We start from the raw sequence: 25,761 nt of genomic DNA, 5'->3' as shown, positions 1-25,761 counted from the left end.
GGGTTTCTAACTCCTTTAGCTGACCAAGCCCAGGGCAACGGACAAAGGCATAACGATGTTGCCGATGCAGACAACGGCCGGGATGACGTACGCCAGGATCAGGAAGGTCTGACGCCACTTCGCACCGGTGATACCCAGGTCAGAAGCGGCGAGTCGAATGCCGTGGGTGAGGTGCAGGAACAGGAAGCACATGGCGATCACATACACGATGGTGACCGGCCAGCGGCTGAAGGTTGCGATCATATTGGCCTTCACCGCACCCTCCACGAAGTCACCTGGGGCGATGGGCTGTACGCCCAAGGTCAGGTCCAGCAAGTGGAAGATGATAAACAGCAGCAAAACGATGCCGGTAACCAGCATGGACTTGGTGGCGAAGGAATCAAGGCCGCCCATCAGGTTGCTACGGCGGAACTTGCCGCGGGAGGCCTTGGAACGTGCGGTGAGGGCAAACGCACCATAGATGTGGGCGATGATGGCAACCAGCAGGACCGCGCGGATGATCCACAACGCACCCTCATGCGGGAACAGTGGCTCGCCCATGGAGCGCAGGAATGCACCATATTCATCAAGAGCCTCGTCGCCGCCCTCAGCCGGCAAGTACAGCTTCAGGTTGCCGGCCATGTGGCCGACGACGAAAAGTGCAAATAGCAGGCCGGTGACGGCCATGATGAGCTTCAGAACCCAAGAGGGCACTCCCGGCTTCTGACGGATTGGTTCGTTAGTAATGTGGCCGTGAGCTACTGCCTCACGGTCGGGATTTCTTAAAGTCATGACACCTCCATTGTCGTCCTCACCTTAACTGGGCTTAACCGCTGGTTACCAGTCAATTCCGGCGGCGTTTCATCTAACGGTACGGCGGTACGGTTAAACTCAGAATTCTTTTAGGTAAGGGTTGCCTTAGATGGCCGGATTCAAAACGTCACTACCTTGGCTGCTCGCAATTTCGCAATATTGACGTTGCGTAAATCTTCCTCCAGTTGTGAACTTGGTCACCCAGTGTTACGGGAGTGATCCCCTTACCCCTTTATGTGTCAAACTTTCGCATGAAACCCACATATTCCCCACAGGAGGGTGAATATTCTTCACAAGATCTTTGCGATTAAGGTGCACACGCGCAGGCCACCCAGTAACCTTTCCGGCATGAGTAAGACGTATGTGGGATCCCGCCTTCGCCAACTTCGCCGTGAGCGCGATCTCAGACAGGCTTCCTTAGCCGCCACGCTGGGCCTTTCGGCCAGCTACGTCAACCAGATCGAGCACGACGTTCGGCCACTTACCGTTCCGGTCCTCCTTCGCATCACCGAGGTCTTCGGAGTTGACGCCACCTTCTTCTCCCGCGACGATGACTCGCGCCTCCTCGCGGAGATCCAGGACGTCATCCAGGACAAGGAGCTGTGCCCCTCCCCCGTCGAGCTGCAGGAGCTCTCCGAGCTGGTCTATAACCACCCCACCGTCGCCCGCACGCTGGTGGATGTCCACCGCCGCTATCGCAATGTGCGCGATAAGCTCTCACTCGCCACCGATACCCGCCGCACCACCGAGGCCACCCAGGCACTGTCCATGCCGCACGATGAGGTGCGCGATTTCTTCTATGCCCGCCAGAACTACTTGGACGGCCTGGACCACCATGCGGAGCAGCTTGCCGACGCCCTCTCGGTCACCCAATTCGGCATCCGCGACACCGAACATGCCCTAGCCCAGCGCCTGCGCGATCTCCACAACGTAGACATTCACATCACCTCACAGATGGATGGCACGCTGCACAGCTTCGACCGCGAGACCGGCGAATTTCGGCTCGCCTCGCGCTTAAGCGAAGGGCAACGCGCCTTCCGCATGGCCGCGGAGCTGAGCTTCCTCGAGGCTGGCGAGGAGATCGCATCTTTGGTAAAAAATGAGCCGTTTACCTCGGATGCCTCGCGTAACCTAGCACAACGCGGATTGGCCAGCTACTTCGCCGCCGCCACCGTGATGCCCTATACCCTGCTACATTCTGAGGCTGAACGCTCCGGCTACGACGTGGAATACCTCTGCCAGGTCTTCGGAGTGGGCTATGAATCCGTCGCCTCTCGGCTGTCCACCCTGCAGCGCGATAACCTGCGCGGCATTCCTTTTACCTTCGTCCGCGTCGACCGCGCCGGAAACATGTCCAAGCGACAATCCGCCACCGGCGTGCACTTTTCCAATAATGGCGGCACCTGCCCGCTGTGGAATGTCTACGAGACCTTCACCCAGCCGGGCATTATTTCCCGTCAGTTGGCCCAGATGCCCGATGGCCGCAATTACCTGTGGATCTCCCGCGCGGTACAGCACCATCAAGGCCGCTTTGGCGATACCAATAAGCTTTTCGCCATTGGCCTGGGCTGCGAGGCTCGCCACGCCGACCGCACCGTCTACGCAGAAGGTCTCGACCTCAAAGATCTCTCTTCTGCTACCCCTATCGGCTCCGGTTGCCGCACCTGCCCGCGCGAGAATTGTGCGCAGCGCGCCTTCCCACCCATTAACGAGGTCATCAGCATCGATGCCCACCGCTCAGCGGTGGCACCGTACTAGTTACACATCACCACGACGAGCCTTTTCGGGGGCGTAGACATACAAAACGGCACCGCGGTCCCTTTGCCCGGTGGGCGGGGGACGGCGCGGTGCCATGGGTGTTGCGCTCAAGGCGACGTCGCCAAGCGCCCCTGCTTAGAGGTTAATCATGTGGCCGCCGATGCCCTCGGCAGCTTCCTTCATGGCCTCAGAGAGGGTCGGGTGGGTGTGAACGTTGCGGCCGATTTCCTCAGCGGTGAGGTCGAAGCGCTGCGCCAAGGTCAGCTCCGGCAGCAGCTCGGAGACATTGGAGCCGACCATGTGGCCGCCGATGAGCTCGCCATACTCGCCATCCGCAATGAGCTTGACAAAGCCCGCGGTCTCGTTGAGACCGGCAGCCTTGCCGTTGGCGGAGAACGGGAAGGTAGCGACCTTGATATCGCGGTCCGCGAACTTCTCCTTTGCGGCCTCTTCGGTGTAGCCGAAGGAAGCGACCTGCGGGTTGCAGAAGGTAGCGCGCGGCATGTTCATGTAGTCACCCAGAAGCTGGGTCTCCACGCCGGCGATGGTCTCTGCGGCGACAACGCCCTGTGCCTCAGCAACGTGTGCGAGCTGCAGCTTCGCGGTGACGTCACCGATGGCGTAGATGTGGTCCACGTTGGTGCGCATGGTGTCATCGATGGCGATGGCGCCGCGCTCGGTGAGCTCAACGCCGGTGTTCTCCAGGCCGAAGCCCTCGGTACGTGGGGCGAAGCCGATGGAAATCATGGCGCGGTCCACGGTGAGGGTGTCCTGCTTGGAGCCATCCTTGGACTCGACCTCAACGGTGACATTATCGCCGTTGTCCTTCACGGAGGTGGTCTTGTAGCCGGTCAGCAGCTTGACGCCGAGCTTCTTGTACTCCTTGGCAATGGCCTTGGAGACGTCCTTGTCCTCGTTCGGCAGGACGCGGTCCATGAACTCCACGATGGTGACGTCCACGCCGTAGTTGGACAGAACATAAGCAAATTCCATGCCGATGGCGCCAGCGCCGACGATAACCATGGACTTCGGGGCCTCATCGTTGAGGATCTGCTCCTCGTAGGACACGATGTTGCCGCCGAGCTCTACGCCCGGCAGGGACTTGACCACGGAGCCGGTAGCGATGATGCAGTCATCGAAGGTGACGGTCTTGCCCTTGTCATCGCCGTCAGTGATTTCAATAGTCTTCTCATCTTTGAAGGAGCCAAGGCCGTTGATCTCGGTGATCTTGTTCTTCTTCATCAGGTAATGAACGCCCTTGACGATGCCCGCGGAAACCTTGCGGGAACGCTTGTGGGCTACACCGAAGTCGAAGGAAACATCGCCGGAGATGCCGAAGTCCTTTGCTTCATGGTTGAAGGTGTGGGCAACCTCAGCGTTCTTCAGCAGTGCCTTGGAAGGGATGCAGCCTACGTTGAGGCAGACACCACCCCAGTACTGCTTCTCGATTACGGCAACTTTCTTACCAAGCTGAGCTGCACGGATGGCGGCCACGTAGCCGCCAGGGCCCGCGCCGAGTACTACTACGTCATAATGTTCATTAGTCACGCCCTACAGGATACGTAACTTTCCCCTCCATGTCGCGCATTGGGTCACACTCTTTTGCCCGTGTACCCCACGCTTCGGGGGTAAAACGCACAAAGGCCCTGCACGGTGACGTCGGCAAGCGCGCGACGTCGTGCAGGGCTATGGGCTCGGTATTTTAGAACAGGCCGAGAGCCAGGGCAGCGTTGGAGGACATGGAGGAACCCATATGCAGGAACTGGCCCAGAACTTCGTTGATGGATACGAGGATGGAATCGAAAACGTTCATTTTTCTTCTTTCTGTTTTTGCCTAGAGCGAGGGATGGGCCCGCGGATGGGACCGCACTATTCACACGTTTAGAACTAACGGGAATTGTAGCGCCGCCGTTACATGAGCGCTGGGTTAGCGCTGCGTTCAGAATTATGACACACAAACCACATGCGTCACAGGTTTTGCTACATTAAAAGGGCTATTAAGGCATAGAGTCTTGCTAACACTCCCGCTATGCGGAACGATACCTACTGAGAAGATTCTCTTAACTCGAGGAAGCTAAAAATATGCATACTTTGCGCTCTATCGGCTCCAGCGTCGCAGGCATCGCCATCGCGGCAGGAGTCCTCTCCGCCCCTATCGCCTCCGCCGTCGAGCCGGCCAAGATTCAGGGGGACGCCACCCCATCCACCATCCGCGAGGTAAACCTCACTGACTCGGCAGATCCGGAAAATATCAACTACGCCATCACCACCGAGGGCGAAAACCGCGTGGTAGATATTGCCGGACTAAAGGACAAGGACAAGTGGAAGGGTTATGCCTTCGGCCACAAGAGCGCCCAGGGCAACCACTACGGCAACCACGTCAAGGTCATGACGGCTACCTCCGCCGCCATGGGTGGCCGCGAGGTCCCGCTTGCGGTCATCTCCCCAGACGGCAACTTTGAAAAGAAGCGCCCCACCCTGTACCTACTCAACGGCGCGGGCGGCGCTGAGCAGGGCATGGACTGGATCACCGCCACCGCGAAGCGCGACGTCAACCCAGAGCAAGAGGGCGTGCAGGACATGGTGGATTTCTACACGTCCAAGGACGTCAATGTGGTCATCCCACAGGCCGGTGCCTTCTCCTACTACACTGACTGGGTTTCTACGCCGGATGCCGGCTACCTCAAGGGCCCACAGAAGTGGGAGACCTTCCTGACCAAGGAGCTGCCAGGCGCTCTAGAGGATCATATCGGAGGCAATGGCAAGCGCGGCATCGCTGGCATGTCCATGGCCGCTACCTCCTCCCTGCTGCTGGCGGAGCACAACCCGGGCTTCTACAACGCGGTGGGCTCCTTCTCCGGCTGCGCGGCTACCTCTCGCCCGCTGCCGCGCCTGTACACCCAGCTGACTGTCAACCGCGGCGGCGGCTCGGCCGATCAGATGTGGGGCGCTATGGGCAGTGAGTACAACGTGTACAACGACGCATTGGTCAATGCCACCCCGAAGAATTTGGGCCCATCCGAGACCTACGTCTCCGTGAATAGCGGTTTGGGCGGTGCCAATGACTGGGGCGCTAAGGGATCGTCCACCCTCATCGTGGAGGGCGGCGTCATCGAGGCTGCTATGAGCTCCTGCACCCACGATCTCAAGGCCAAGATGGATTCCCAGGGCATGAAGGCGGATTGGAACTTCCGCAATACCGGCACCCACTCCTGGCCGGGCTGGCGCGATGACATCTTCTCCTCGTGGAAGACCTTCGAGCGTGGCTTTAACAAGGACGCCGCAGAAGCTCCGGCCGAGCCGGAAGTAAAGCCCAACGAGCTTTCCATCGATGCGCCGCAGGCTCAGGAAAATGCGCAGATCAAGGACGCCCCGAGCGCCGCTGACCAGTCCCCTGATAAGGACTTCGTCGAGGGCAAGGAAGCCGAAGCTCCAGAGGCTGCCGGCGCTGCGGAATAAGTAGCGCAGAAGTATAATCAACGAGTTCATTAACTACAGGAAAGAAGCACAATGAAGCGTCTTAGCTCCATCCTGGCCGCCACCGCAGTGTGCGCAGGCTTGGCTAGCGCCCCGATGGCGGGCGCCGCACAGCTCACCCCGCAGCAGGTAGCAGGCAACGCCGCCCAGTCCACCCTGGCCCCACTAGAGGTCACCCCGGAGTTGGAGCAGCAGACCTGGTACCAGAAGTACAAGGACGATCCGCGCGTCGATAAGCTGCAGGCCACCTCCCCGGCTATGAACGGCCGCAAGATTCCGCTGGCTGTCATTCGCGCGACGGATGAGAACCGCCCGACCATCTACCTGCTTAATGGCGCAGGCGGCGCGGAGCAGGACATGGACTGGCTGAAGCTTTCCGATGCCGTGGATTTTTACCACTCCAAGAACGTCAACGTGGTCATCCCGCAGGCTGGTGCCTTCTCCTACTACACCGACTGGGTATCCGAGCCGAACTCCCAGTATCTTAAGGGCCCGCAGAAGTGGGAAACCTTCCTCACCAAGGAACTGCCGGGCGCTATCGAGGGACACATCAAGGCCGATAACCACCGCGCCATCGCGGGTATGTCCATGTCCGCTACCTCCTCCCTGCTACTGGCGGAGCATAACCAAGGCTTCTATGACGCCGTTGGTTCCTACGCCGGCTGTGCGGCTACCGCCTATCCGGTAGAGCACAAGGCCGTTGAGCTCACCGTTAACCGCGGTGGCGCTTCCGCAGAGCAGATGTGGGGCCCCTTCGGTTCCCCCACCAACCGCTATAACGATGCGATGATGAACCACGAGAAGCTGCGCGGCACGGAGCTGTACATCTCCTCCGGTTCCGGTCTGGCCGGCAAGGAGGATACCTTCTCCTATCACGTGGCTCAGGGCACGAACCCTGCGGCGGCCGCGGCAGGCTCCGCTGTCCTGCAGGGTGAGGGCGGTGCCATCGAAGCTGGCGTGAACTACTGCACCCACAACTTCAAGGCCAAGTTGGACCAGGCTGGCATCCCGGCTACCTATAACTTCCGCAATACCGGCACCCACTCCTGGCCGCACTGGATTGCGGACCTCAAGGATTCTTGGCCGGTCTTCGAGCGCGCTTTCAATAAATAAGCTCGTTTCTTTCCGCGGCTAAAAGGGCGGTAGGCTTGCAGCATTATGAAGTTGCTTCCTACCGCCCTTTCGCGTACCCACACTGACCCTTATACCGGCGTGGATTTTAACCTCGGATTTGAGGTGTCCCACTACACGCTGGATCTGACCTACCGCGTGGAGCCCAACTTGCTCCACGGCGAGGCCGTTTTAACAATCCGAGCGACCGCCGATTTAACGTCTTTGACCTTGGATTTGGGCGGGGCGATGGTGGCCCGTCGCGTGACCGCGAAGGGTGCACCGCGGGTGGCAAAGTTCCGCCAGTCTTCCGGTAAGTTGCGTCTTCGTTTCGCTGCGGAAATCGCCGCCGGTACGGAGTTTGATCTGGTTATTCGCTACGGCGGTAGCCCTCGCCCCATCCGCACCACCTGGGGCGAGATTGGTTGGGAAGAAACCGAGTCCGGCTCGCTGGTGGCTAGCCAGCCCAATGGCGCGCCGAGCTGGTTCCCCTGCGACGATACACCGTCTGAAAAGGCGCTCTATGACATCATCATTACGGCCGATGATCCCTTTATCGTTGTGTCTAATGGCGACCTCGTCTCCCGCAGGGCGGGCGGCTCCACCACGCGCTGGCATTACCGTACCCGCCAGCCCATGGCCACCTACCTGGCTACGGTGCAGGTAGGTGAGTTTTCCAGTTTTGCCTTGGGCCCTTCCACTCGGGCTTGGGCTCCAGCCGCGCTGCGCGAGCGGGTGCTGAATGAATTTGCCCAGCAGCAGGAGATGGTGGACTTCTTTACCTCCATTTATGGCCGCTACCCGTTTGCGGATTACCAGGTGGTCATCACGGAAGATGAGTTGGAGATTCCGCTCGAAGCGCAGGGGCTTTCTATCTTTGGATCCAACCATGTGAAGGGAGACCACGCCTTCGAGCGCCTTATCGCGCATGAGCTTTCCCACCAGTGGTTTGGCAATTCCGTGGGCCTAGGCGAGTGGAAGGATATCTGGCTCAATGAGGGCTTTGCCTGCTACAGCGAGTGGTTATGGGCCGAGCACAAGGGCGAGACCACCGCGCGCGAGGCAGCACGGTCCCACTACAACGTCCTAGGCCGCAAGGCGCAGAACCTCACCGTTTCCGATCCGGGTGCGCGCGATATGTTCGATGACCGCGTGTATAAGCGCGGTGCTTTGACCGTGCACGCCATTCACCGCCTGCTTGGCGACGCCTTCTTTAGCACCCTCCGCAGCTACCTCACCGAGCACCAGCATTCGGTGGTGGAGCCTTCCATGTTGCTAAATTCCTTCCGCGCCACCGCTCCTGATGCCGCGCTTTTCGACGCCACCGTAGACGCTTGGCTCAACCACACGGCCCTTCCTTCATTCCCGAGTTAGTGGTTTTGGCCCTGCGTTTGTTTGGGGATTGTCTAATCTATTGACCAATCCCTTCTTTCCTGTTGACGGGGTGTTTTATCTAGATAGAATAGAACATGTAAACGAACAGGAGGGGAGGGATTATGCAGACCACCAAGCACGCGGAGATAGACTCCGCCATCGCCCAAGTTGCCGCCGGGTTAACCCAACTGCGCGGCCTCATGCAGGATCCCTCCGACCTCTCTTTCGAGCTTCTTCACCCTCATTTCGAGCACTTGGAAAGGGCGCTGGGCAACAAGGCCGCTATTGACGCTGCCTTCGCCTTCATCGCGGAGCGCGATGACGCCGGCCGCCGCGTGGGCTCCTCCAAAGCCAAGGACTACCTGACCGCCCGCCTAGGTCTTAGCGAGTCCGAAGCCGCCGCCCGTCTGCGCAATGGGCGCAACCTATTTGCCCCTATCCCCGAACCGGAGCCCACTCCCCCACCTGCTGATCCCGATGCTGATGACGCCACACGCGCACAGGCCGAGGAAGAAGCCCGCCGCCGCGCCGACCGCGAGCGCCGCGAAGAGGAAAAGCGCCGCAAGAAGCTTTTCGAAGAAGAGCCTATCCCTGAGCGCATCCTTAACCTCATCGAGAATGAGCTGCGCAGCCTCAGCAAGTACGCCATCCCCGGCCCAAGCGAGCTGCGCAACCAGGCCCTCGAGCAGGCCAAGCGCCGCTCCTTCGATTCCTTACGCGAGTGGCTGCGTAAGGCAGTTCGCAAGGCGAATAAGCACGCCCTCAATCCTGCCGGCGAGCCCGATCCGCACGCCGCTACCCGCAAGCGGCGCTTTAGCATCTCCCGCCAAGATGCTGACGGCGGTGTGCATATCTCCGGATACCTCGACGCCTCCGCGGCCGCCATCCTTGCCAGTGCCTTTGCTCCCGCCAAAAATAAAGGCAGCGCCGATCTCAGCGCCGAGGATGATACCCGCACTTATGCCCAGCGCATGGCGGACCAATTGACCGCTGCCTTGTCGAGCTACCTTTCTGCCACCCAAAAGGACTCAGCGGGCCTTGGTTCTTTCTTCGTCGCCACCACCTTGGAAGAACTGGAGGCGATGGGCGGCGATACCCGCTTCGCCACCAGCACCGGCATCGAGCTTTCTCCGCTCGATCTCCTCCGCTTGGGTGCCGCGCAGCACGATTTCTTCTGTGCGGTGGATGAGAAGGGCTTTCCCCTCGAACTTGGCCGCACCAAACGCACCGCTTCCCTCTGGCAGAAGCTCGCCCTCGCGGCCTCCGAGCTTGTCTGCACCCACCCCGAGTGCCACCGCCCCTGGCAGGACTGCGATGTCCACCATCTGCAGGCTTGGTCTCACGGCGGCGCCACCGACCTAAAAAATCTGACGCTGCTGTGCCGTCGCCACCACGTGGACAATAACGACTACCGCGATGGCCGCAACGGAATGGGTCACGCCGAACGGGACCCCGGCACCGGCCGGGTGGGCTACCGGGCCGCGCACGCGAGCGGGCTATCGCCCACAGTAGAGGTCAACGACCACCCCGCCGCGGAACAAGCCCCGGGACGCAGGCTCACGGATCCGCCCTCGCCACCACCGTCTCCCTCGGGCGCGGCCTGACCTCTTGCGCGCGGGCCCGCGGCCTGCCACAGCAGCCCGTCCGACTGCCCTACACTGGATAACCATGCAAACGATGCTCGTCACTGGCGGCGCCGGTTTTATCGGCGCCAATTTCGTGCGCCTCATGCGCCAGGCGCGCCCCGATACCCGCGTTACGGTGCTTGATAAGCTCACTTACGCCGGAAACCGCGCCAACCTCGCCGATCTGGATATTGACTTCGTCGAGGGTGATATCGCCGATTCTGCGACGGTAGAACCGCTCGTCGCTGCCGCCGATGTAGTAGTTCACTTCGCCGCCGAATCCCATAACGACAATTCTTTGCGTGACCCCTCCCCCTTCCTCCACACGAATATCGTGGGCACGTTCACGCTGTTGGAGGCGTGCCGGAAGCACGATACCCGCTTCCACCATGTCTCCACCGACGAGGTTTTCGGTGATCTCGAGATTGGGGCAGAAACCAAGTTTGACGAGAACACCGCCTACGCCCCCTCCAGCCCGTACTCCGCCACCAAGGCAGGTTCTGACCACCTCGTGCGCGCATGGGTGCGTTCTTTTGGGCTGCGCGCCACCATCTCGAATTGCTCCAATAATTATGGGCCGTATCAGCACATCGAGAAGTTCATTCCCCGCCAGATCACCAATATTCTCTCCGGCCGCACGCCCAAGCTTTATGGGACGGGCGAGCAGGTCCGCGATTGGATTCATGTCGATGACCACAACGAGGCAGTGCTCGCCATCCTAGAGCGCGGCCGGATTGGAGAGACCTACGCTATCGGCGCGGATCAGCCAGATATCAGCAATAAGCAGGTCATCGAGCTTATCTGCGAGATCATGGGCCACACCCGCGATGGACGCGCGCTCTATGAGCACGTGGCGGACCGCCCCGGCCATGATCAGCGCTATGCCATGGATGCCACCAAGCTGCGCCGCGAGCTGGGCTGGGCCCCGCGGTTTACGGATATCCGCGCCGGCCTCCAAGACACCATCGCGTGGTACCGCGATAACGAAGACTGGTGGAAGCCCGAGAAAGAAGACGTAGAGACCCGCTACAAGCAGCAAGGACAGTAGACATGCGCATAACTGAAACCGCCATCCCGGGACTACTCATCATCGACCTCGACGTGCACGGGGACAATCGCGGCTGGTTCAAAGAAAATTGGCAGCGGGAAAAGCTCACCGGTCTCGCGCCCGAACTCGCGAGCTTTCAGCCGGTGCAGAACAATATTTCCTTCAACCACGCCGGCGCTACCCGCGGGCTGCACGCCGAACCTTGGGACAAACTCATCTCGGTGGCGCAGGGCAAGATTTTTGGTGCGTGGTGCGACCTGCGCGAGGGGTCGGAGAGCTTCGGCGAGGTTATTACCCACGAGATTGGGCCGGAGACGGCGGTGTTTGTGCCGCGAGGCGTCGCCAATGGCTTTCAAGCGCTGGAGGATACCTCTTATAGTTACCTGGTCAATGAGCACTGGTCGTCCGAAGCGCGCTATGCCGCGGTGAACCTCGACATCGTGGACTGGCCGATGGTGCCCACCGAGGTTTCTGAGAAAGACAAGCAGCACCCCAGCCTCGAAGAGGTGAGCCCGATGCCCGCCCGGCGCATCCTCGTCACGGGTGCGAATGGGCAGTTGGGGAGGGCACTGAAGCGCCTGCTTGGCGACGCCGAATTCTGCTCCCACGCCGACTTCGACATCACCAATCCGCCGGAGCGAAATTGGAAGCAGTACTCGACCATCATTAATTGCGCGGCGTACAACGACGTCAACGGCGCCGAAAACGACCGCGCCGCTGCCTGGGCCGTCAACGCGGAAGGACCGGCAAAGCTGGCACGCATCGCCGCAGAAAACCAGATCACGCTGGTGCATGTCTCGAGCGACTATATCTTCGATGGGGCGAACGAGGTCCACACCGAGGCGGAGTTGCCGTCGCCGCTCAGTGCGTACGGGGCGTCGAAAGCCGCGGGTGATACCGCAGTGCAGACCGCGCCGCAGCACTATGTCATTCGCACCTCGTGGGTCTTTGGCGATGGGGAAAATTTCATGTCCACCATGCGCCGGCTGGCTAATAAGGGCGTGGAGCCGAAGGTCATCCATGACCAGCGTGGCCGCCCCACGTTTGCCGAGGACCTAGCCAAGGGCATCGTGCACCTGCTCAAGTCCGACGCGGATTACGGCGTGTATAACCTATCCAATTCGGGCGATACCGTGGGCCGCGATGAGATTGCCATGGCGGTATTCATCGGGCTCGGCCACGATCCGTCCGAGGTCACGCCAGTGACGACCGAGCAGTACCGCGAAATCGCGGGACCGGAGGCGCCGCGGCCCAAGGAATCGACGTTTGCGCTGGATAAAGTCGAGGCCACCGGTTTCAAGCCGCAGAATTGGCGCGCCGCGCTGGCCCTGTACCTGGCGCTCTACCCGGAGGATTAAATGAAGGGCATCATCTTAGCCGGCGGTTCCGGCACGCGGCTCTACCCGATTACCAAGGGCATCTCGAAGCAGCTCATGCCCATCTATGACAAGCCGATGATTTACTATCCGCTGACCACGCTCATCCAGGCGGGGATTCGGGAAATCCTCATCATCACCACCCCGGAGGATGCGGGTGCCTTCCAACGCCTCTTTGGTGACGGCTCCCAGCTCGGACTCATGATCGATTATGCGGTCCAGCCGCGGCCGGAGGGGCTCGCGCAGGCCTTCTTGATTGGCGAGGATTTCATTGGCGATGACAGCGTCGCACTCGTGCTCGGCGATAATATCTTCCACGGCTTCGGCGGCGAGCTCACCCACTGCCAGGATCCGGAGGGTGGCATCATCTTCGCCTACGAGGTCTCGGATCCGCAGCGCTACGGCGTGGTGGAATTCGATGCTGCGGGGCATGCGCTCAGCATCGAAGAGAAGCCGGAGGTCCCGCGCTCAAACCACGCGGTGGTGGGCTTGTATTTCTATGACAACTCCGTCGTGGACATTGCCAAGGGCATCCAGCCCAGCGGCCGCGGCGAGCTGGAAATCACGGCGGTTAACGAGGAATACCTGCGCCGCGGCGAGCTGAATGTCCAGCGCCTGCACCGCGGTAGCGTCTGGCTCGATACCGGCACGGTGGACTCCATGAGCGAGGCTTCTGCCTATGTTGAGGTGATGCAAAAGCGCACCGGGATCGTTATCGGATCGCCCGAGGTTGCTGCCTATGAGGCGGGCTTTATCGACCGCGCCCAGCTAGAAGCACTCGCCGAGCCGCTGCTTAAGTCCGGCTACGGCGAGTACCTGCGGGCGTACTAACAGCTAGTAACCGCGCTCGATGTATTCGTCGAGGCGTGCGGCCTCGGCACCCACCGTGGTGGCGTCGCCATGCCCCGGCAGGACCTTGGTGTCCTCCGGCAGGGTGAAGACCACGTTCTTCAGCGACTCGATGATCACATCGAAGTCGGAGTACTTGCGGCCAGTGGCACCAGGGCCGCCATTGAAGAGCGTATCGCCCGACAGCAGCGTCTCGCCCACGTGCAGCACCACGCAGCCCGGCGAGTGGCCTGGGGTGTGGTAGACCGTGATTTTCTCGCCGCCGATATCGAATTGACCGCGATCCGCCAGCGGCGTATATGGGGCATCGCCGTTGGATTCCTGCCACAGCATGTCATCGTCCGGGTGCAGGTAAACCTCGGTATCGAAGCGCTTGGCGGCCTCGGGGGCGAGCTCGCAGTGGTCATTGTGCGCGTGGGTGAGCAGGATGCCTTCCACGTGGCGATCGCCTACCAGCTCCGCTACGGCATCGAGATCGTGAGAGGGATCCACCACATATACATTGGAGTCATCGCCCACGACGTAGACGTTATTATCCACGTCCCACTCGCCGCCGTCGAGGCGGAACTTGCCAGAAGTAACCGTGCTATCGATGCGCATTAGAACTCCACCACCGAACGCAGGACCTTGCCGGACTTCATGGTGGCGAAGGCCTGCTCGACGTCGTCAAGCGCAATGCGCTCGGAAACGAACTTTTCTAGCGGGAAATTGCCGGCCTTGGATAGCGCTACATAAGCGGGGAAATCGCGCTCCGGGAGGCAATCGCCGTACCACGCTGGCTTGATGGAACCGCCGCGGCCGTAGAGGTCGATGGCGGGAATGTCCACGTGGTCGGTGAGGTTTGGCACGCCCACCATGACCATGCGGCCGGCGTGGTCGCGGGAGTAGAAGGCCTGGCGCCAGGTGGGCTGGATACCCACGGCGTCGATGGAAACGTCGGTGCCGAAGCCGCCGGTGAGCTCGCGGACGGCGTCGATGACTTCCTGTTCCGACAGGTCCTTGGAGCAGATAGTATCGGTCGCGCCGAATTCGCGGGCGGTTTCCAGCTTGGATTCGTCAATGTCCACGGCGATGATCTTTGCCGCGGCTGCCAGCTTGGCACCCGCAATGGCGGCCATTCCGACGCCGCCGCAGCCGAAGACGGCTACGGACTCGCCGAGCTGGATGTCACCGGTATTCACGGCTGCGCCGAGGCCCGCCATGATGCCGCAGCCCAACAAGCCTGCAGCGGCTGGGTCAGTGTCTTCCACCTTGGTGCACTGGCCCTCGTGGACCAGGGTCTTTTCCGCGAAGGAACCGATGCCCAGCGCAGGAGTGAGCTCGGTGCCGTCCTCGAGGGTCATCTTCTTCGAGGCGTTGTGGGTATTGAAGCAGTACTTTGGCTCGCCCTTCTTGCAAGCGCGGCACTCGCCGCATACGGCGCGCCAATTCAAAATGACGAAGTCGCCCTCCTCCACGTGGGTGACCGCAGAACCTACGGTCTCCACCACGCCTGCGGCCTCGTGGCCGAGCAGGAACGGGAAGGCGTCTTCAATATCGCCATCGCGGTAAGCAAGGTCGGTGTGGCATACGCCGCAGGCCTGCACGCGCACGATGACGTCATTAGGGCCGGGGTCGGGGACAACAATATTGACGGTTTCGACTTCCGCGCCCTTGGAACGGGCAATAACAGCTTTTACAGTCATGCGCCCGAGCGTACCGATATTTTCAAAATCGGCACATTAATGAAAATATTTTTTAAGAGCGGGCGATGACGTTGGCCGTATGCTCGTGGCCGCGCTGGTTCATGTGGATGGGCAGGTTGCCGTCACCACCAGTAAAGTCCACCAGACCAGCCCACATGCGCTGGTTTGCATCGGCGCACATGCCGTTATTGCGGGTGGAAGGTTTCATATCCAAGAACTGCACGCCAGTGCGTGCCGCCAGGTCCACCTGCATCCACTGTGCCTTATTCTCAAAGTCCTGGATTGGCGGCAGGAAGGTGGAGTCGGCCGGGCGCGGACCGAAGTGGAAGAGGCAGTAGTACGGGCCAGAACCAATGGTGGGGTAGCCAACGATCTGGACGCGGGCGTTCGGGGCCGCGCGCTTGATGCGTTCGATTTGTGGGGCGGTGCGGTCCGCGAACTGCTTGCGAATCTGCGGCAGGTTGAGCTCGCGGTGGTTATAGGTGTCGTTGAAACCGGTAGTAATAACCACGCGGTTAGTAGCCGGGCTCAGCGCGCCGGTACGGATGGCCGCATCCACCTGCTGGGAAACCTGCGGGCCGCGAGACATGGACACGGCACCGGAGCAGGAGAAATCACGCACCGGAAGGCGCAGCTTGGCACCGGCACGCTTGGCGTAGTTATTGGAGGTAGGGCAATCCACGCCCACACCCTTAGAGGGATCGAAACGGTGAGCAAAGTAGGAGCCGGCATCTGGATCCGCGAGGACAGAATCGCCGAAGGCTACTAGGTTGCGCTCCGCGGCGGTGGCCTGCGGCGCGACTGCCACGCCTACGACGGCCAGCGCGGACGCCACCACGGAGAGGACTTTGAGCTGCAGAGATTTCATGAGATCCTTTTCTAGAAACACCAGTAACTTCAGGTAACTGTAGTCACTTCTGTAATTTCGAGTTGGCGGCTACACCGCGCGCCTCTCTCACGATATCGTCCATGGTTACCTTTTTGTTATCTTCGCTTTTTGGAGCTACCCCAACCGTGAATTTTTCTGATTTCACATTCCACGCTGCAGCCCTCGGCCGGTTCGTGCCGGCGCTTCTTAACGCCGGACTCATCAGCCACCAAGGCGGCGCGAAGGCCCAGCTCAACCTGCTGCCGAACCTGGCCCGCTACCGCTTTACCACCGCACGCGAGATCGAGCAGGGCTACCTTGCCTGTCCGGAGCGCTTGGCGCTTATCGACGACGACGGCACCCTCACCTACCGCCAGCTGCGCACCCACACGCAGGGCTTCGCCCGCTACCTCCGCTCGCTGGACCTGCCCGAGATTCGCCTCGGCGTCATGGCGCGCAACGGCCGCGGCATCATCATTCCGCTCGGCGCCAAGGGCTATGTGGGCGCTTCTATTTACCTGCTCAACGTAGGCTCCTCCCCGGAGCAGCTGGCCGGCTGCATTGAGGAAAACGGCATCAATGTGCTCGTCGTGGATGATGAATTCATCGACCGCGTGGACACCGATATCCCCGTAATCATCGCGCACGATACCGGGGCTAGCGAGCTGCCGAAGTTAGACAAGATTGTGAAGAATCCACCGGCCGTGGAGCTGCCGCGCTTCCCCAAGCACGGCCCGATCGTGCTCATGTCCTCCGGCACCACCGGCATTCCGAAGGGCATTGTGCGGCCGGAACCGACCCTGCCGGTAGTGCTGGCCTCCATCGTGGATACCATTCCATGGCGCGCCGACCAGCGCCTGCAGATCACCGCCTCCATCTTCCACACCTGGGGATGGGCCTGCATCAATATCGCACTCGGACTGCGCAATACCATCGTCACCCGCCGCGTATTCGACGCGGAGCAGGTGCTTGACGATGTCCAGCGCTACCGCCTCGATGGCATGATTTCCTCCCCCATCTTCTTTAAGCGCCTAGTGGAGCGGGACCCAGCCGGTGAGTTCGATACCTCGAGCCTGAAATTCATCGCCTCGGCCGGCAATGCGCTGACTCCGGAGGTGGTCAAGGAGACCAATGAGCGCTTCGGCGCCATCCTATGCAACGTATACGGATCCACTGAGCTCGCGCTCGCGACGACCGCCACCATGGATCAGGTGGCCGCCAACCCCACCATCGCCGGGCGCGTGGCCTCGGGCACGAAGCTGCGCATCCTCGATAAGGAGGGCCACCCGGTTCCGCGCGGCGAGGTGGGAGAGATCTACCTGACCAACTCCACCGCGATGACCGGCTATACCAACCCGAACCTGCGGCTCAATAAGGTGGACGGGCTCATTTCCATCGGCGATTTGGGCTACATCGATGAGCACGACTTCCTGCACGTGGTCGGCCGCGCCGATGACATGATCATTGTCGGCGGCGAAAACGTCCACCCGCAGTCCGTCACCGAGGTCCTCGAGGCCATGCCCGGCATCCACGAGGTCCATGCCGGTGGCGTGGAAGATAGCGAGACCTTCCAGCGCATCGCCGTGTGGGCGGTGCCTACTGCCGACGCCACCGGAAAGGCCCTCACGGCCGACGCCATCCGCGAGTGGGTCCGCACCAAGCTCGCCGATCACTCCGTGCCGCGCGATGTGCACTTCCTATCCCAGCTGCCGCGCAACGCCACCGGCAAGGTGGTCCCGCGCCTACTGCACAACCACGGCGAGGCTTAACGCTCTGCCCCCACTGCCGTGCCCACAACGGCGAAAGGCCGCAGGCTAGATAACCTGCGGCCACTGTGGAGCCGCCTGCGAGAATCGAACTCGCGACCTTTTCATTACGAGTGAAATGCTCTACCGACTGAGCTAAGGCGGCACGCTGCTTGGCATATGCCAGTGCAGCAAGAGAAAGTTTAACCTAGGGGCGCCGCGGAATAGAAATCGGCCCCCGACTACGCACCCGCTTATAGGCACGCGCGACGCAGTCGGCCCACCAACCCGTCGAAGGCAATCTGCGTGCCGACGTTTTGTGTGAGCTGCTCGCGGCACAACGTGATGGCGGCCTGGCAGTCCAGCAGACCTTCCTCACTCACGCGTTGCGCTAGCTCGCCAGAAAGACCGGCGAAGTCCGGGTGGGTCAGGTCCACCTGCGCGCCAACTTTCTGCATGAGCGCATCGCGGTACACACCGGAGAGATCGATAAGTACTAAATCCAGGTTGTCGATCACGCGCCGCTTCGCCCGCTTCTTGTGCTGCTCCTGCAGTTCCTTAATGGCGGATCGGGCATCGCGCTGCGCTTTAGCCGCGCCTTTGCCCTTCGCACCTACGCCGAGGGTCTGCTCCAGCTTCGCCAGTTCGGCTTCTTCTTGTTCCTTATGCGATTCCTTCGCCTCCGAGTCGACCAATTTCAGCAGCGAGGTGACCGCCTGAAAGCCTTGGGAGCCGTGGAAGACCTCTTCTGCCAGGTTGATGGCCACCGCGCGGCGCTTTTGTACCGCCGGGTCGTTGACGAGGCGCCGCGCCCTGCCGACGTGGCGGAGGGAGGTGAGGGCGGCCAAGTGGGCGTCGTGATCCGAGGCGCCCTCGCTGACCAGCTGGGCGGTAATACTCTCCACCGACGGGGAGGGAATGTAGAGGTGGCGGCAGCGCGAGCGGAGGGTCTGGGAGAAGTCCTCGGGGGCGTCGGAAGGAGCGCACATGATGATCACTGTGCGCGCCGGCGGTTCTTCCACGGTCTTGAGCAGGGCATTCGCACCGTTATTATTGAGGCGGTCGGCATTGTTGAAGATCACTACGCGCCAGGGCGCCACCGTGGGCAGGCTCGCGGCGCGGCCGATGACCTCGCGCACCGTATCCACCGGAATGATGACTTCCTGCGGATCCACCAGCACCAAGTCAGTATGCTGCTTCGCATCCAGCACTGCCTGGCAGGCCTCGCACCGGCCGCAGCCCGGCTCTTCCGAGTCCGTGCACATGAGTGCGGCCGCAAAATCGAGGGCGGCCAGGGATCGGCCGGAGCCCGGCGGGCCGGTAAATAGCCAGGAATGGCTCATTGCCCGCGGGTCTGCCCCCGGCGTCCCCCGAGCTGCCCGAGCGGCATCCAGGATGGTGCGGGCCACGCCTGGGGTATCTGCCAATCTTTGCGCAACGCTTCCGGTATTCACTCGCCCTAGCCTACTGGTCTTACTAAAGTATGAAGACATGAACAGACTATTGCGCGGCGCACGATGGCTCATGGGAACCCAATGGCCGGTCTACGCTGCCTTAGTCCTCGGTGCGAACCTCATCGGCGCCATCGCGATCATGACATTCGTCCTCTATTTCCTTCCTATGCCGGAAATCAAGGACTTTGCCGCCGAGCTGCCAAGCTTGATGGGTGTCGCCGCGGTGTACCTCATCTTCGCCGTGATTATCGGAATTGCCGTAACCCTCCTGCTCTTCCGCCCGGTGCTGGACTGGCAGCGCAACCCGGACGAGCACGATCCAAATATGGTGCGCAACCTGGTGCTGCGCATCCCCGTCTACCAGTCCGCAGTGGCGGCCGCGGTATGGCTCATCGGCATCATTTTGGCCGTGGTCATTTCCGGGCGCGAATCCGGCCGCTTGGGGCTTGTCGTAGGCGTATCCGCTACCTTGGCCGGCTTGGTGGTTATCATCCTGACCTACCTGCAGGCAGAGCGCCTTGTGCGCCCAGTTGCCGCCCAGGCGGTGGCGCGGCGCTTTGAGGATTCCACGCTCGAGCCACCCATCAAATACCGCCTGATATCCACCTGGCTGATGACTTCCGGGGTGCCGCTCATCGGCATCCTTCTGGCGCTGATTGCCCAGCTCACCGGGCTTTTCCCTGGAACCGCCGGCGATCTTGTTCCCGCCATTACCGCCTTGGCGCTTACCGCTCTGGCTACCGGTTTTATCGGCACCAGCTTTGCGGTAATGAGCGTCGTAGACCCGATTGTGGAGCTACAGAACGCCATCAATCGGGTGCGCCGCGGTGAGACCAATGCCGAGGTCGATATCTATGACGGATCCGAGCTAGGCGTGCTGCAAGCCGGTTTCAATGAAATGATGCGTGGCCTGCGGGAGCGCAACCGCGTGCGCGATATTTTCGGCCGCTACGTCGGCAGCGAGGTGGCCCAACGTGCGTTGGAGGAGCGCCCAGAATTAGGCGGCGAGGATCGCAAAGTGGCGGTGCTTTTTATTGACGTCATCGGTTCCACCACGTTTGCCGTTAACCACTCCCCCGAAGAAGTTGTGGAGGAGCTCAATAAGTTCTTCGAGCACGTCGTCAAGGTGGTGCACCGCAATAAAGGAATTATTAATAAATTCCAGGGCGATGCAGCCCTCGCAGTTTTTGGCGCTCCCCTCAACGTTTATGATTCCACCTCCATGGCCCTGCAGGCCGCCCGCGATCTGCGCAGTGAATTGCGCGGACTCGAGTTGCAAGCCGGCATCGGCGTGGCCGCGGGGCACGTTGTCGCCGGGCACATCGGCGGCGCCGATCGCTTTGAATATACCGTCATCGGTGATGCCGTCAACGAGGCCGCGCGCCTGACCGAGCTGGCCAAGGACACCCCGGGCCAAGTATTGACCAACGCCGCCACGCTCAAAACCGCTAACGAGGCCGAGCAGGCCCGCTGGACTATGATGAAATCCATTGAGCTGCGCGGCCGTCACCGCATGACCCAGCTGGCTCGCCCTATCCGCGCTACCCTGGCAGAACGTTCCGAGGTATAACGAGGTTTTTAAGTGAGCTCAGCTCCCCGGCCCCGCATGATCGTGCCCGATGTGGCGCGCGGCATGGCCCTTCTAGGCATCGCCATGGCCAATATGACCACGGCGTGGATCATCACCACCGACCGGCCAGCAAGTTATTTCGGCGGCATCATCGATGGCAGCGTGTGGGATAAGGCGGCCGTCGTCTTCGCCGCCTTCTTTGTCCACAACCGCGGCCTGCCCATGTTTTCCACCCTGCTGGGTTTTGGCGTGGGGCTCATCGCGCTGAGTCTGTGGCGGCGCGGGTTTCCGGTGCAGGGGGCGCGCAGGGTCATCGCCAAGCGCTATGCCTTCTTGGCGGTGATGGGAGCGGCGCACATGGTGCTGCTGTTTTGGGGCGACATCATGTTCTTCTATGGCGTGGCCGGAATCGTGATTGCATTCCTGCTGCGCAAGCGGGATTCCTCCCTCATGCGCGTGGCCTATATTCTATTCGCACTATGCGCGCTGGGCGGGATTGTGGCCTTCATTTCCGGCGCGCTGGATCCCCTCGGCGTGGTGGCCACGGAGGGCATCGGCACCATCGAGTCCTACCCCGATTTGCTGCTCAGCCAGCTTGTCACCCTAGGCAGCCAGGCCTTGGCCACGCCGATCATTTTATTGATGTACCTGCCCGTCATGCTGGTGGGCTTTGTGTGGGCGCGCCAAGGCGTGCTTGCCGACGTCCCTTCCCACCGCCCCACCCTCCTGCGCTGGGTGGCCATCGCGGTGGTCATTACCGTGGTTATCGGTACCTTGTGGTCTTTGAGCACGCTTGGGGTCATCGAGCAGCGCTGGGCGAATGCAGCCAATAATGCCAACTCTTTCCTCGGCGTCTTCACTGGCCCCGGCATCCTGGCCGGGCTCGCGTTGGTGCTGCAGCCAGTACAGGAGCGACTTTCGGCCGGCGCACCGCTGCCCGCAGTATTATGGCCCTTTGCGGCGCTGGGCAAGCGCTCCATGAGCGGCTATGTGGGGCAGTCCATCCTCTTTTTCTGCCTCGTGCACCCGTTCATGCTGGACTTTGGCCACGAGCTAGGGACTTTTGGCCAGGGCGCGCTCGCTTTTGCGGTATGGCTGGCCACGCTCATCTTCGCCTGCGTGCTGGAAGCCTTCGACCGCCGCGGCCCCTTCGAGGCGGTGCACCGCCGCCTTTCCTATGGTCCGACGATGCAGCCGCAGTTACCGGGCTCGGGTGCGGCTAAGGCCGTCAATCAGCAGCAGATGGCCGATAACTAGGGCGCCGGTTTCGGCCGTGCACACTAGCCGCGCCTTGTGCTTGCGCTGCTTCAGCGCCGCACGCAAGGCGGTTAGCGCCTCGGCCGCGACGAGCACATTAGCGCCGTGACTCATGCCCTTGCCGGCGTCGGTGCGCAGCACTGGGTCGCCCGCCAGCGCCGAGGTGGCAAGCACGGCCGCGCCACCCACTGCCACTGCGGCGGACGTCGGCTGGCTACGGGTAGCGGCAACGCCCGCACCCCATGCGGCCGCCCGCAGGCCCCAGCCCAGGGCATCGTTGCGCGCGCCGCGGCGATACAGGCTCCAGGCATAGGCGGCGTGGTTCGCCGTTAAAGCCGCCACGCCCAGCGCCGAAGGACGAGTCAGGGTGCGGGCCTTTTCCACTTGGGCGATGACCCCGGCTAGGATACCGGCGCCAACGGCGGGGTCTTCGCGGACCGAGGCGATAAGCTGCGGCTGTGCGCTGATATCGGATACGGCGCGCCGCAGGGCCGCAGCGCCTTCCTGGGTGCGGGCAAGGAAATCGTTCATGCCCGCTACCTTACGCGGTTATTTCTTGCGCGAGCCGGCCTTTACCACGTTCTTCGTGCCGGGCGATGGTTTCTTGGTTGCCTTCTTGCCGGCCTTCTTCGTGGACTTTTTGGTGGCCTTCTTAGTCGCCTTCTTCTTGGTCGTCTTCTTAGAGGACTTCTTGGTGGACTTCTTCTTGGTTTCGCCGGATGCTTCCTTGGCGCGGCGCTCGGAGAGGAGCTCGTTCGCGCGGGCGTCGGTAAGCTGCTCCGGGTCATCACCGCGGCGCAGGGAGGCATTGGTAGTGCCGTCGGTGACGTACGGGCCGAAGCGGCCATCCTTGACGGTCATGGGCTTGCCGGAGACGTCATTATCGCCTAGCTGCTTGATCGGCGGCTGGGCCGCGGCGCGGCCGCGACGCTTCGGCTCGGCATAGATGCGGCGGGCCTCGTCCAAGGTAATGGTGAAGATCTGCTCTTCCTTGGCCAAAGAGCGCGAATCAGTCCCTTTCTTCAAGTACGGGCCGTAGCGGCCATTTTGGGCGGTGATCATCACGCCGTCATCCTCGCCCACCTCGCGCGGCAGGGACAGCAGCTGGAGGGCTTCTTCGAGAGTCACCGTAGAGGGTTCCATCGAGCTAAACAGTGAGGCCGTACCCGGCTTCAGCTTATTCTCGATGTACTCCTTGACGCGCTTTTCCTTCTGCTTTGCGGCCGTCTTGGTCTCCCAATTCTTGGCGCGCTTGCCCTCCTCGGCGCGTTGCTTATCCTCCTCGGCCCGCTCTTTGGCGACGACCTCTTCGGCCTCGCCCTCGGCCTTCTCCCGCTCATCATCGCGGACAACCTCGGTGACATACGGGCCGAAGCGGCCCTCCTTAGCCACAATCATGCGTCCATTTGCCGGGTTTTCACCCAGTTCGCGGCCGCCCTGTGGGGTGGCAAAGAGTTTTTCCGCCAGCTCCTCGTTCAAGCCGTCCGGAGTGACGGTTTCAGAGAGGTTGGCGCGCTGGTACTCGATGCTGCCGTCGTCATTGGTGCCAACGGCGCGCTCGATATACGGGCCATAGCGGCCCACACGGACGAAGACATCGCGGCCCTCGGTATCGGTGTAAAGGCGCAGGGAGTTGACCTTGCGGGCATCGATGGCTTCTAGGTTGACGTCGATAAGCGATTTCAAGCCACCGTGGCGGGCAATGGAGGCTGCCTTTTGCTCGTTGGCCTCGGCGTTGCCGAAATAAAAGCCATTGAGCCAGGCGGTGCCGTCCTCGATACCGGTAGCAATCTGGTCCAGCTCATCCTCCATAGAAGAGGTGAAGTCATAGTCGACCAGCTCGGTGAAGTTCTCCTCCAACAGTCCCACGACGGCAAAGGCAACCCACGATGGCACCAGCGCATTGCCGCGCGAGACCACATAGCCGCGGTCCTGGATGGTCTTGATAATGGACGCATACGTGGACGGGCGGCCGATACCCAAGTCCTCCATTTTCTTGACCAAGCTGGCCTCGGTATAGCGCGCCGGCGGGTTGGTGGAGTGGCCCTCGGCGGAGACCTCCTTGGCGTTCAGGGCGCGACCCTCTTCCAAATGTGGCAGGTGGGTCTCGCCCTTCTTGTCACCCTTGGCGTCATCTGCGCCATAGGCCTTCAGGAAGCCCGGGAAGGTAATGGTGCGGCCGGTGGCGGAGAATTCCACGTCATAGCTGCCATTATCCGTGGTGGCGGTGCCGGCCACGGTGACCTTCATGGAGGTTCCCTTGACATCGGCCATCTGGGAGGCGACGGTGCGCTTCCAAATCAGGTCATAGAGCTTAAACTCCTCCGCGTCCAATTGACCGGAGAGCTGGCCCGGGGTGGCGAAGGACTCGCCGGCTGGGCGAATCGCCTCGTGAGCCTCCTGGGAGTTTTTCACCTTGCGGTCATAAACACGCGGGGAATCAGAAACGTACTCTGCGCCATAGATGCTGGTGGCGGAGTTGCGCGCAGCTGATAGGCCCTGCTTGGACAGCGAAGTGGAGTCAGTACGCATATAAGTAATGTGGCCGTTTTCGTACAGGCGCTGCGCAATGCGCATGGTGCGCTCGGAGGTAAAGTGCAGGCGGCGGCCGGCTTCCTGCTGCAGCGTAGAGGTCATAAACGGCGCATAAGGCTTGCGCGTATAAGGCTTGTGCTCGACACCAGCGACCTGCATGTCCGCGCCGCTCAGTGCGGTTTCCAGCGCCTTGGCCTGCGGCTCGGTGATGACGATGACGTCCTTGCTCTTCACGTTTCCGCGGTCATCAAAGTCGCGGCCCAGGGCCACGCGCTTACTATTGACGGCCGTGAGGCGGGCGTCGAACGTAGCGGGATTATCCGCATCCGCAGCGCCGGTGTCCAAAGTAGCGGCTAGATCCCAATAATCCGCGGGGATAAACGCCATGCGCTCGCGCTCGCGCTCGACGATGACGCGGGTAGCCACCGACTGCACGCGGCCGGCAGAAAGCCGCGGCATGACCTTCTTCCACAGCACCGGGGAGACCTCGTAGCCGTAGAGGCGGTCGAGGATGCGGCGGGTTTCCTGGGCGTCGATAAGGTTATAATCCAGATCGCGCGTATTATCCGCCGCCTCCAGGATGGCGGATTTGGTGATCTCGTTGAACACCATGCGGCGTACCGGAACCTTGGGTTTTAAGACCTCAAGCAGGTGCCAGGCGATGGCCTCGCCCTCGCGGTCGGGGTCTGTTGCGAGGTAGAGCTGATCGCACTGCTTCAGCTTGGATTTTAGGTCCGCGACCTTCTTCTTCTTATCGGGGCTCACCACATATAGCGGGGCGAAGTCATCCTCCGGGTTCACGCCGAGGCGCGCCCAGGATTCCTTCTTAAACTTAGCCGGCACGTCCGCAGCGCCGCGGGGAAGATCGCGGATATGGCCCACGGAGGCCTCCACGATGTACTTATCTCCGAGGTAAGGCTGAATCTTCTTCGCCTTCGTCGCCGACTCGACGATCACCAAGGTCTTTCCCGGCCCGGCTGCTTCTGCCACTTCGACTTCATCCCTTTCGATGATGCGAACAATAAGGTATGCACGCTTTCAGCAATCGCCCCTAGCGTACACAGTTGATCTGTGTTTCCTTTCTCGCACCATATACGCGGTTCTGCCAAAAGGCCGTTTTCAGGGGCACTATGTACCCCCACGGAACGGGTCTATACTGGCCTACTTAGAATGCCCAGTAACTGTGAAAGCATTGTGGGGCACGATAGCACACCTAAGCCGACACCCGGGGAGGATTC

Annotated in this window: 19 protein-coding genes and 1 tRNA gene; 11 read left to right on the top strand and 9 right to left on the bottom strand. The window is 61.3% G+C overall.

Annotation, left to right across the window (positions count from 1 at the left end):
• Positions 1–15: 15 nt before the first annotated feature.
• The gene (locus ACP8J1_RS01265) at positions 16–771 is read right to left on the bottom strand and encodes a succinate dehydrogenase cytochrome b subunit (protein ID WP_023020450.1); all 756 of its coding nucleotides are present in this window, start codon (positions 769–771) and stop codon (positions 16–18) included.
• Positions 772–1,140: 369 nt separating this feature from the next.
• Here ACP8J1_RS01265 and ramB point away from each other — a divergent pair, with 369 nt between their 5' ends.
• Positions 1,141–2,550 (top strand): acetate metabolism transcriptional regulator RamB, encoded by a 1,410-nt coding sequence (gene ramB, locus ACP8J1_RS01260; protein WP_034656197.1) that lies wholly within the window; start codon positions 1,141–1,143, stop codon positions 2,548–2,550.
• A gap of 135 nt (positions 2,551–2,685) precedes the next feature.
• Here the strand turns inward: ramB and lpdA are convergent, their stop codons facing one another.
• Entirely contained in the window at positions 2,686–4,098 is a 1,413-nt protein-coding gene (gene lpdA / locus ACP8J1_RS01255; RefSeq protein WP_023027802.1) for a dihydrolipoyl dehydrogenase, read from the bottom strand.
• A gap of 534 nt (positions 4,099–4,632) precedes the next feature.
• On the opposite strand from lpdA, the gene ACP8J1_RS01250 reads away from it, so the two are divergent.
• The 7 genes from ACP8J1_RS01250 to rfbA all read left to right on the top strand — a co-directional run bounded on the left by ACP8J1_RS01250 (position 4,633) and on the right by rfbA (position 13,391).
• Positions 4,633–6,009, top strand: coding sequence for an alpha/beta hydrolase (locus ACP8J1_RS01250; RefSeq protein ID WP_023020446.1), 1,377 nt, complete (start codon positions 4,633–4,635; stop codon positions 6,007–6,009).
• 51 nt (positions 6,010–6,060) lie between these two features.
• Positions 6,061–7,140 (top strand): alpha/beta hydrolase, encoded by a 1,080-nt coding sequence (locus tag ACP8J1_RS01245; RefSeq protein ID WP_023020445.1) that lies wholly within the window; start codon positions 6,061–6,063, stop codon positions 7,138–7,140.
• A gap of 45 nt (positions 7,141–7,185) precedes the next feature.
• Complete coding sequence (locus ACP8J1_RS01240; protein WP_023020444.1) at positions 7,186–8,511, top strand: M1 family metallopeptidase; 1,326 nt, start codon at positions 7,186–7,188, stop codon at positions 8,509–8,511.
• Positions 8,512–8,633: 122 nt separating this feature from the next.
• Complete coding sequence (locus ACP8J1_RS01235) at positions 8,634–10,115, top strand: HNH endonuclease signature motif containing protein (RefSeq protein ID WP_023020443.1); 1,482 nt, start codon at positions 8,634–8,636, stop codon at positions 10,113–10,115.
• A 73-nt stretch (positions 10,116–10,188) separates the two neighbouring features.
• Positions 10,189–11,184 (top strand): dTDP-glucose 4,6-dehydratase, encoded by a 996-nt coding sequence (gene rfbB, locus ACP8J1_RS01230; protein WP_198010452.1) that lies wholly within the window; start codon positions 10,189–10,191, stop codon positions 11,182–11,184.
• 2 nt (positions 11,185–11,186) lie between these two features.
• Positions 11,187–12,542 carry a sugar nucleotide-binding protein gene (locus tag ACP8J1_RS01225; protein ID WP_023020441.1) on the top strand — a complete coding sequence of 452 codons (1,356 nt, stop codon included), beginning with the start codon at positions 11,187–11,189 and terminating at the stop codon, positions 12,540–12,542.
• Positions 12,543–13,391 (top strand): glucose-1-phosphate thymidylyltransferase RfbA, encoded by an 849-nt coding sequence (gene rfbA / locus ACP8J1_RS01220; protein ID WP_023020440.1) that lies wholly within the window; start codon positions 12,543–12,545, stop codon positions 13,389–13,391.
• A 3-nt stretch (positions 13,392–13,394) separates the two neighbouring features.
• Here the strand turns inward: rfbA and ACP8J1_RS01215 are convergent, their stop codons facing one another.
• Genes ACP8J1_RS01215 through ACP8J1_RS01205 form a run of 3 tightly spaced genes read right to left on the bottom strand, consistent with a single transcriptional unit; the run spans position 13,395 to position 15,962 of the window.
• Complete coding sequence (locus ACP8J1_RS01215; protein WP_023020439.1) at positions 13,395–14,009, bottom strand: MBL fold metallo-hydrolase; 615 nt, start codon at positions 14,007–14,009, stop codon at positions 13,395–13,397.
• Complete coding sequence (locus ACP8J1_RS01210) at positions 14,009–15,094, bottom strand: S-(hydroxymethyl)mycothiol dehydrogenase (RefSeq protein WP_023020438.1); 1,086 nt, start codon at positions 15,092–15,094, stop codon at positions 14,009–14,011. The genes ACP8J1_RS01215 and ACP8J1_RS01210 overlap by 1 nt, the downstream gene beginning before the upstream one ends.
• 52 nt (positions 15,095–15,146) lie before the next feature.
• Entirely contained in the window at positions 15,147–15,962 is an 816-nt protein-coding gene (locus ACP8J1_RS01205) for a GDSL-type esterase/lipase family protein (protein WP_023020437.1), read from the bottom strand.
• Between the two features lie 101 nt (positions 15,963–16,063).
• On the opposite strand from ACP8J1_RS01205, the gene ACP8J1_RS01200 reads away from it, so the two are divergent.
• Positions 16,064–17,731: an AMP-binding protein gene (locus ACP8J1_RS01200; RefSeq protein WP_282438252.1), complete on the top strand. Its 1,668-nt coding sequence runs from the start codon at positions 16,064–16,066 to the stop codon at positions 17,729–17,731.
• Between the two features lie 66 nt (positions 17,732–17,797).
• On the opposite strand, the gene ACP8J1_RS01195 is transcribed toward ACP8J1_RS01200, so the two are convergent.
• Together ACP8J1_RS01195 and ACP8J1_RS01190 are read right to left on the bottom strand one after the other, a co-directional pair.
• A tRNA-Thr gene (locus tag ACP8J1_RS01195) sits at positions 17,798–17,873 on the bottom strand.
• A gap of 88 nt (positions 17,874–17,961) precedes the next feature.
• Positions 17,962–19,200 (bottom strand): DNA polymerase III subunit delta', encoded by a 1,239-nt coding sequence (locus ACP8J1_RS01190; RefSeq protein ID WP_084278962.1) that lies wholly within the window; start codon positions 19,198–19,200, stop codon positions 17,962–17,964.
• On the opposite strand from ACP8J1_RS01190, the gene ACP8J1_RS01185 reads away from it, so the two are divergent.
• Both ACP8J1_RS01185 and ACP8J1_RS01180 read left to right on the top strand, forming a co-directional pair.
• The gene (locus ACP8J1_RS01185; protein ID WP_034655698.1) at positions 19,199–20,731 is read left to right on the top strand and encodes an adenylate/guanylate cyclase domain-containing protein; all 1,533 of its coding nucleotides are present in this window, start codon (positions 19,199–19,201) and stop codon (positions 20,729–20,731) included. The genes ACP8J1_RS01190 and ACP8J1_RS01185 overlap by 2 nt on opposite strands.
• 36 nt (positions 20,732–20,767) lie before the next feature.
• Positions 20,768–21,988, top strand: coding sequence for a DUF418 domain-containing protein (locus tag ACP8J1_RS01180; protein ID WP_023020433.1), 1,221 nt, complete (start codon positions 20,768–20,770; stop codon positions 21,986–21,988).
• Here the strand turns inward: ACP8J1_RS01180 and ACP8J1_RS01175 are convergent.
• Together ACP8J1_RS01175 and topA are read right to left on the bottom strand one after the other, a co-directional pair.
• On the bottom strand, positions 21,932–22,519 hold the full coding sequence (locus tag ACP8J1_RS01175; RefSeq protein WP_023020432.1) for a hypothetical protein: 588 nt from the start codon (positions 22,517–22,519) through the stop codon (positions 21,932–21,934). The two genes, ACP8J1_RS01180 and ACP8J1_RS01175, sit on opposite strands and share 57 nt — an antisense overlap.
• Positions 22,520–22,537: 18 nt before the next feature.
• Positions 22,538–25,513 carry a type I DNA topoisomerase gene (topA, locus tag ACP8J1_RS01170; RefSeq protein WP_023020431.1) on the bottom strand — a complete coding sequence of 992 codons (2,976 nt, stop codon included), beginning with the start codon at positions 25,511–25,513 and terminating at the stop codon, positions 22,538–22,540.
• Between the last annotated feature and the right edge of the window lie 248 nt (positions 25,514–25,761).

Source organism: Corynebacterium sp. LaCa_205, assembly GCF_057458085.1.
This window is presented reverse-complemented; position numbering and strand designations above follow the sequence as displayed.

Excerpts from the sequence above, each read along its gene's own strand:
- ACP8J1_RS01265 (WP_023020450.1), bottom strand. The coding sequence starts at position 771 with ATGACTTTAAGAAATCCCGACCGTGAGGCAGTAGCTCACGGCCACATT.
- ramB (WP_034656197.1), top strand. The coding sequence starts at position 1,141 with ATGAGTAAGACGTATGTGGGATCCCGCCTTCGCCAACTTCGCCGTGAG.
- ACP8J1_RS01250 (WP_023020446.1), top strand. The coding sequence starts at position 4,633 with ATGCATACTTTGCGCTCTATCGGCTCCAGCGTCGCAGGCATCGCCATC.
- ACP8J1_RS01245 (WP_023020445.1), top strand. The coding sequence starts at position 6,061 with ATGAAGCGTCTTAGCTCCATCCTGGCCGCCACCGCAGTGTGCGCAGGC.
- ACP8J1_RS01240 (WP_023020444.1), top strand. The coding sequence starts at position 7,186 with ATGAAGTTGCTTCCTACCGCCCTTTCGCGTACCCACACTGACCCTTAT.
- ACP8J1_RS01235 (WP_023020443.1), top strand. The coding sequence starts at position 8,634 with ATGCAGACCACCAAGCACGCGGAGATAGACTCCGCCATCGCCCAAGTT.
- rfbB (WP_198010452.1), top strand. The coding sequence starts at position 10,189 with ATGCTCGTCACTGGCGGCGCCGGTTTTATCGGCGCCAATTTCGTGCGC.
- ACP8J1_RS01225 (WP_023020441.1), top strand. The coding sequence starts at position 11,187 with ATGCGCATAACTGAAACCGCCATCCCGGGACTACTCATCATCGACCTC.
- rfbA (WP_023020440.1), top strand. The coding sequence starts at position 12,543 with ATGAAGGGCATCATCTTAGCCGGCGGTTCCGGCACGCGGCTCTACCCG.
- ACP8J1_RS01215 (WP_023020439.1), bottom strand. The coding sequence starts at position 14,009 with ATGCGCATCGATAGCACGGTTACTTCTGGCAAGTTCCGCCTCGACGGC.
- ACP8J1_RS01210 (WP_023020438.1), bottom strand. The coding sequence starts at position 15,094 with ATGACTGTAAAAGCTGTTATTGCCCGTTCCAAGGGCGCGGAAGTCGAA.
- ACP8J1_RS01205 (WP_023020437.1), bottom strand. The coding sequence starts at position 15,962 with ATGAAATCTCTGCAGCTCAAAGTCCTCTCCGTGGTGGCGTCCGCGCTG.
- ACP8J1_RS01200 (WP_282438252.1), top strand. The coding sequence starts at position 16,064 with ATGGTTACCTTTTTGTTATCTTCGCTTTTTGGAGCTACCCCAACCGTG.
- ACP8J1_RS01185 (WP_034655698.1), top strand. The coding sequence starts at position 19,199 with ATGAACAGACTATTGCGCGGCGCACGATGGCTCATGGGAACCCAATGG.
- ACP8J1_RS01190 (WP_084278962.1), bottom strand. The coding sequence starts at position 19,200 with ATGTCTTCATACTTTAGTAAGACCAGTAGGCTAGGGCGAGTGAATACC.
- ACP8J1_RS01180 (WP_023020433.1), top strand. The coding sequence starts at position 20,768 with ATGATCGTGCCCGATGTGGCGCGCGGCATGGCCCTTCTAGGCATCGCC.
- ACP8J1_RS01175 (WP_023020432.1), bottom strand. The coding sequence starts at position 22,519 with ATGAACGATTTCCTTGCCCGCACCCAGGAAGGCGCTGCGGCCCTGCGG.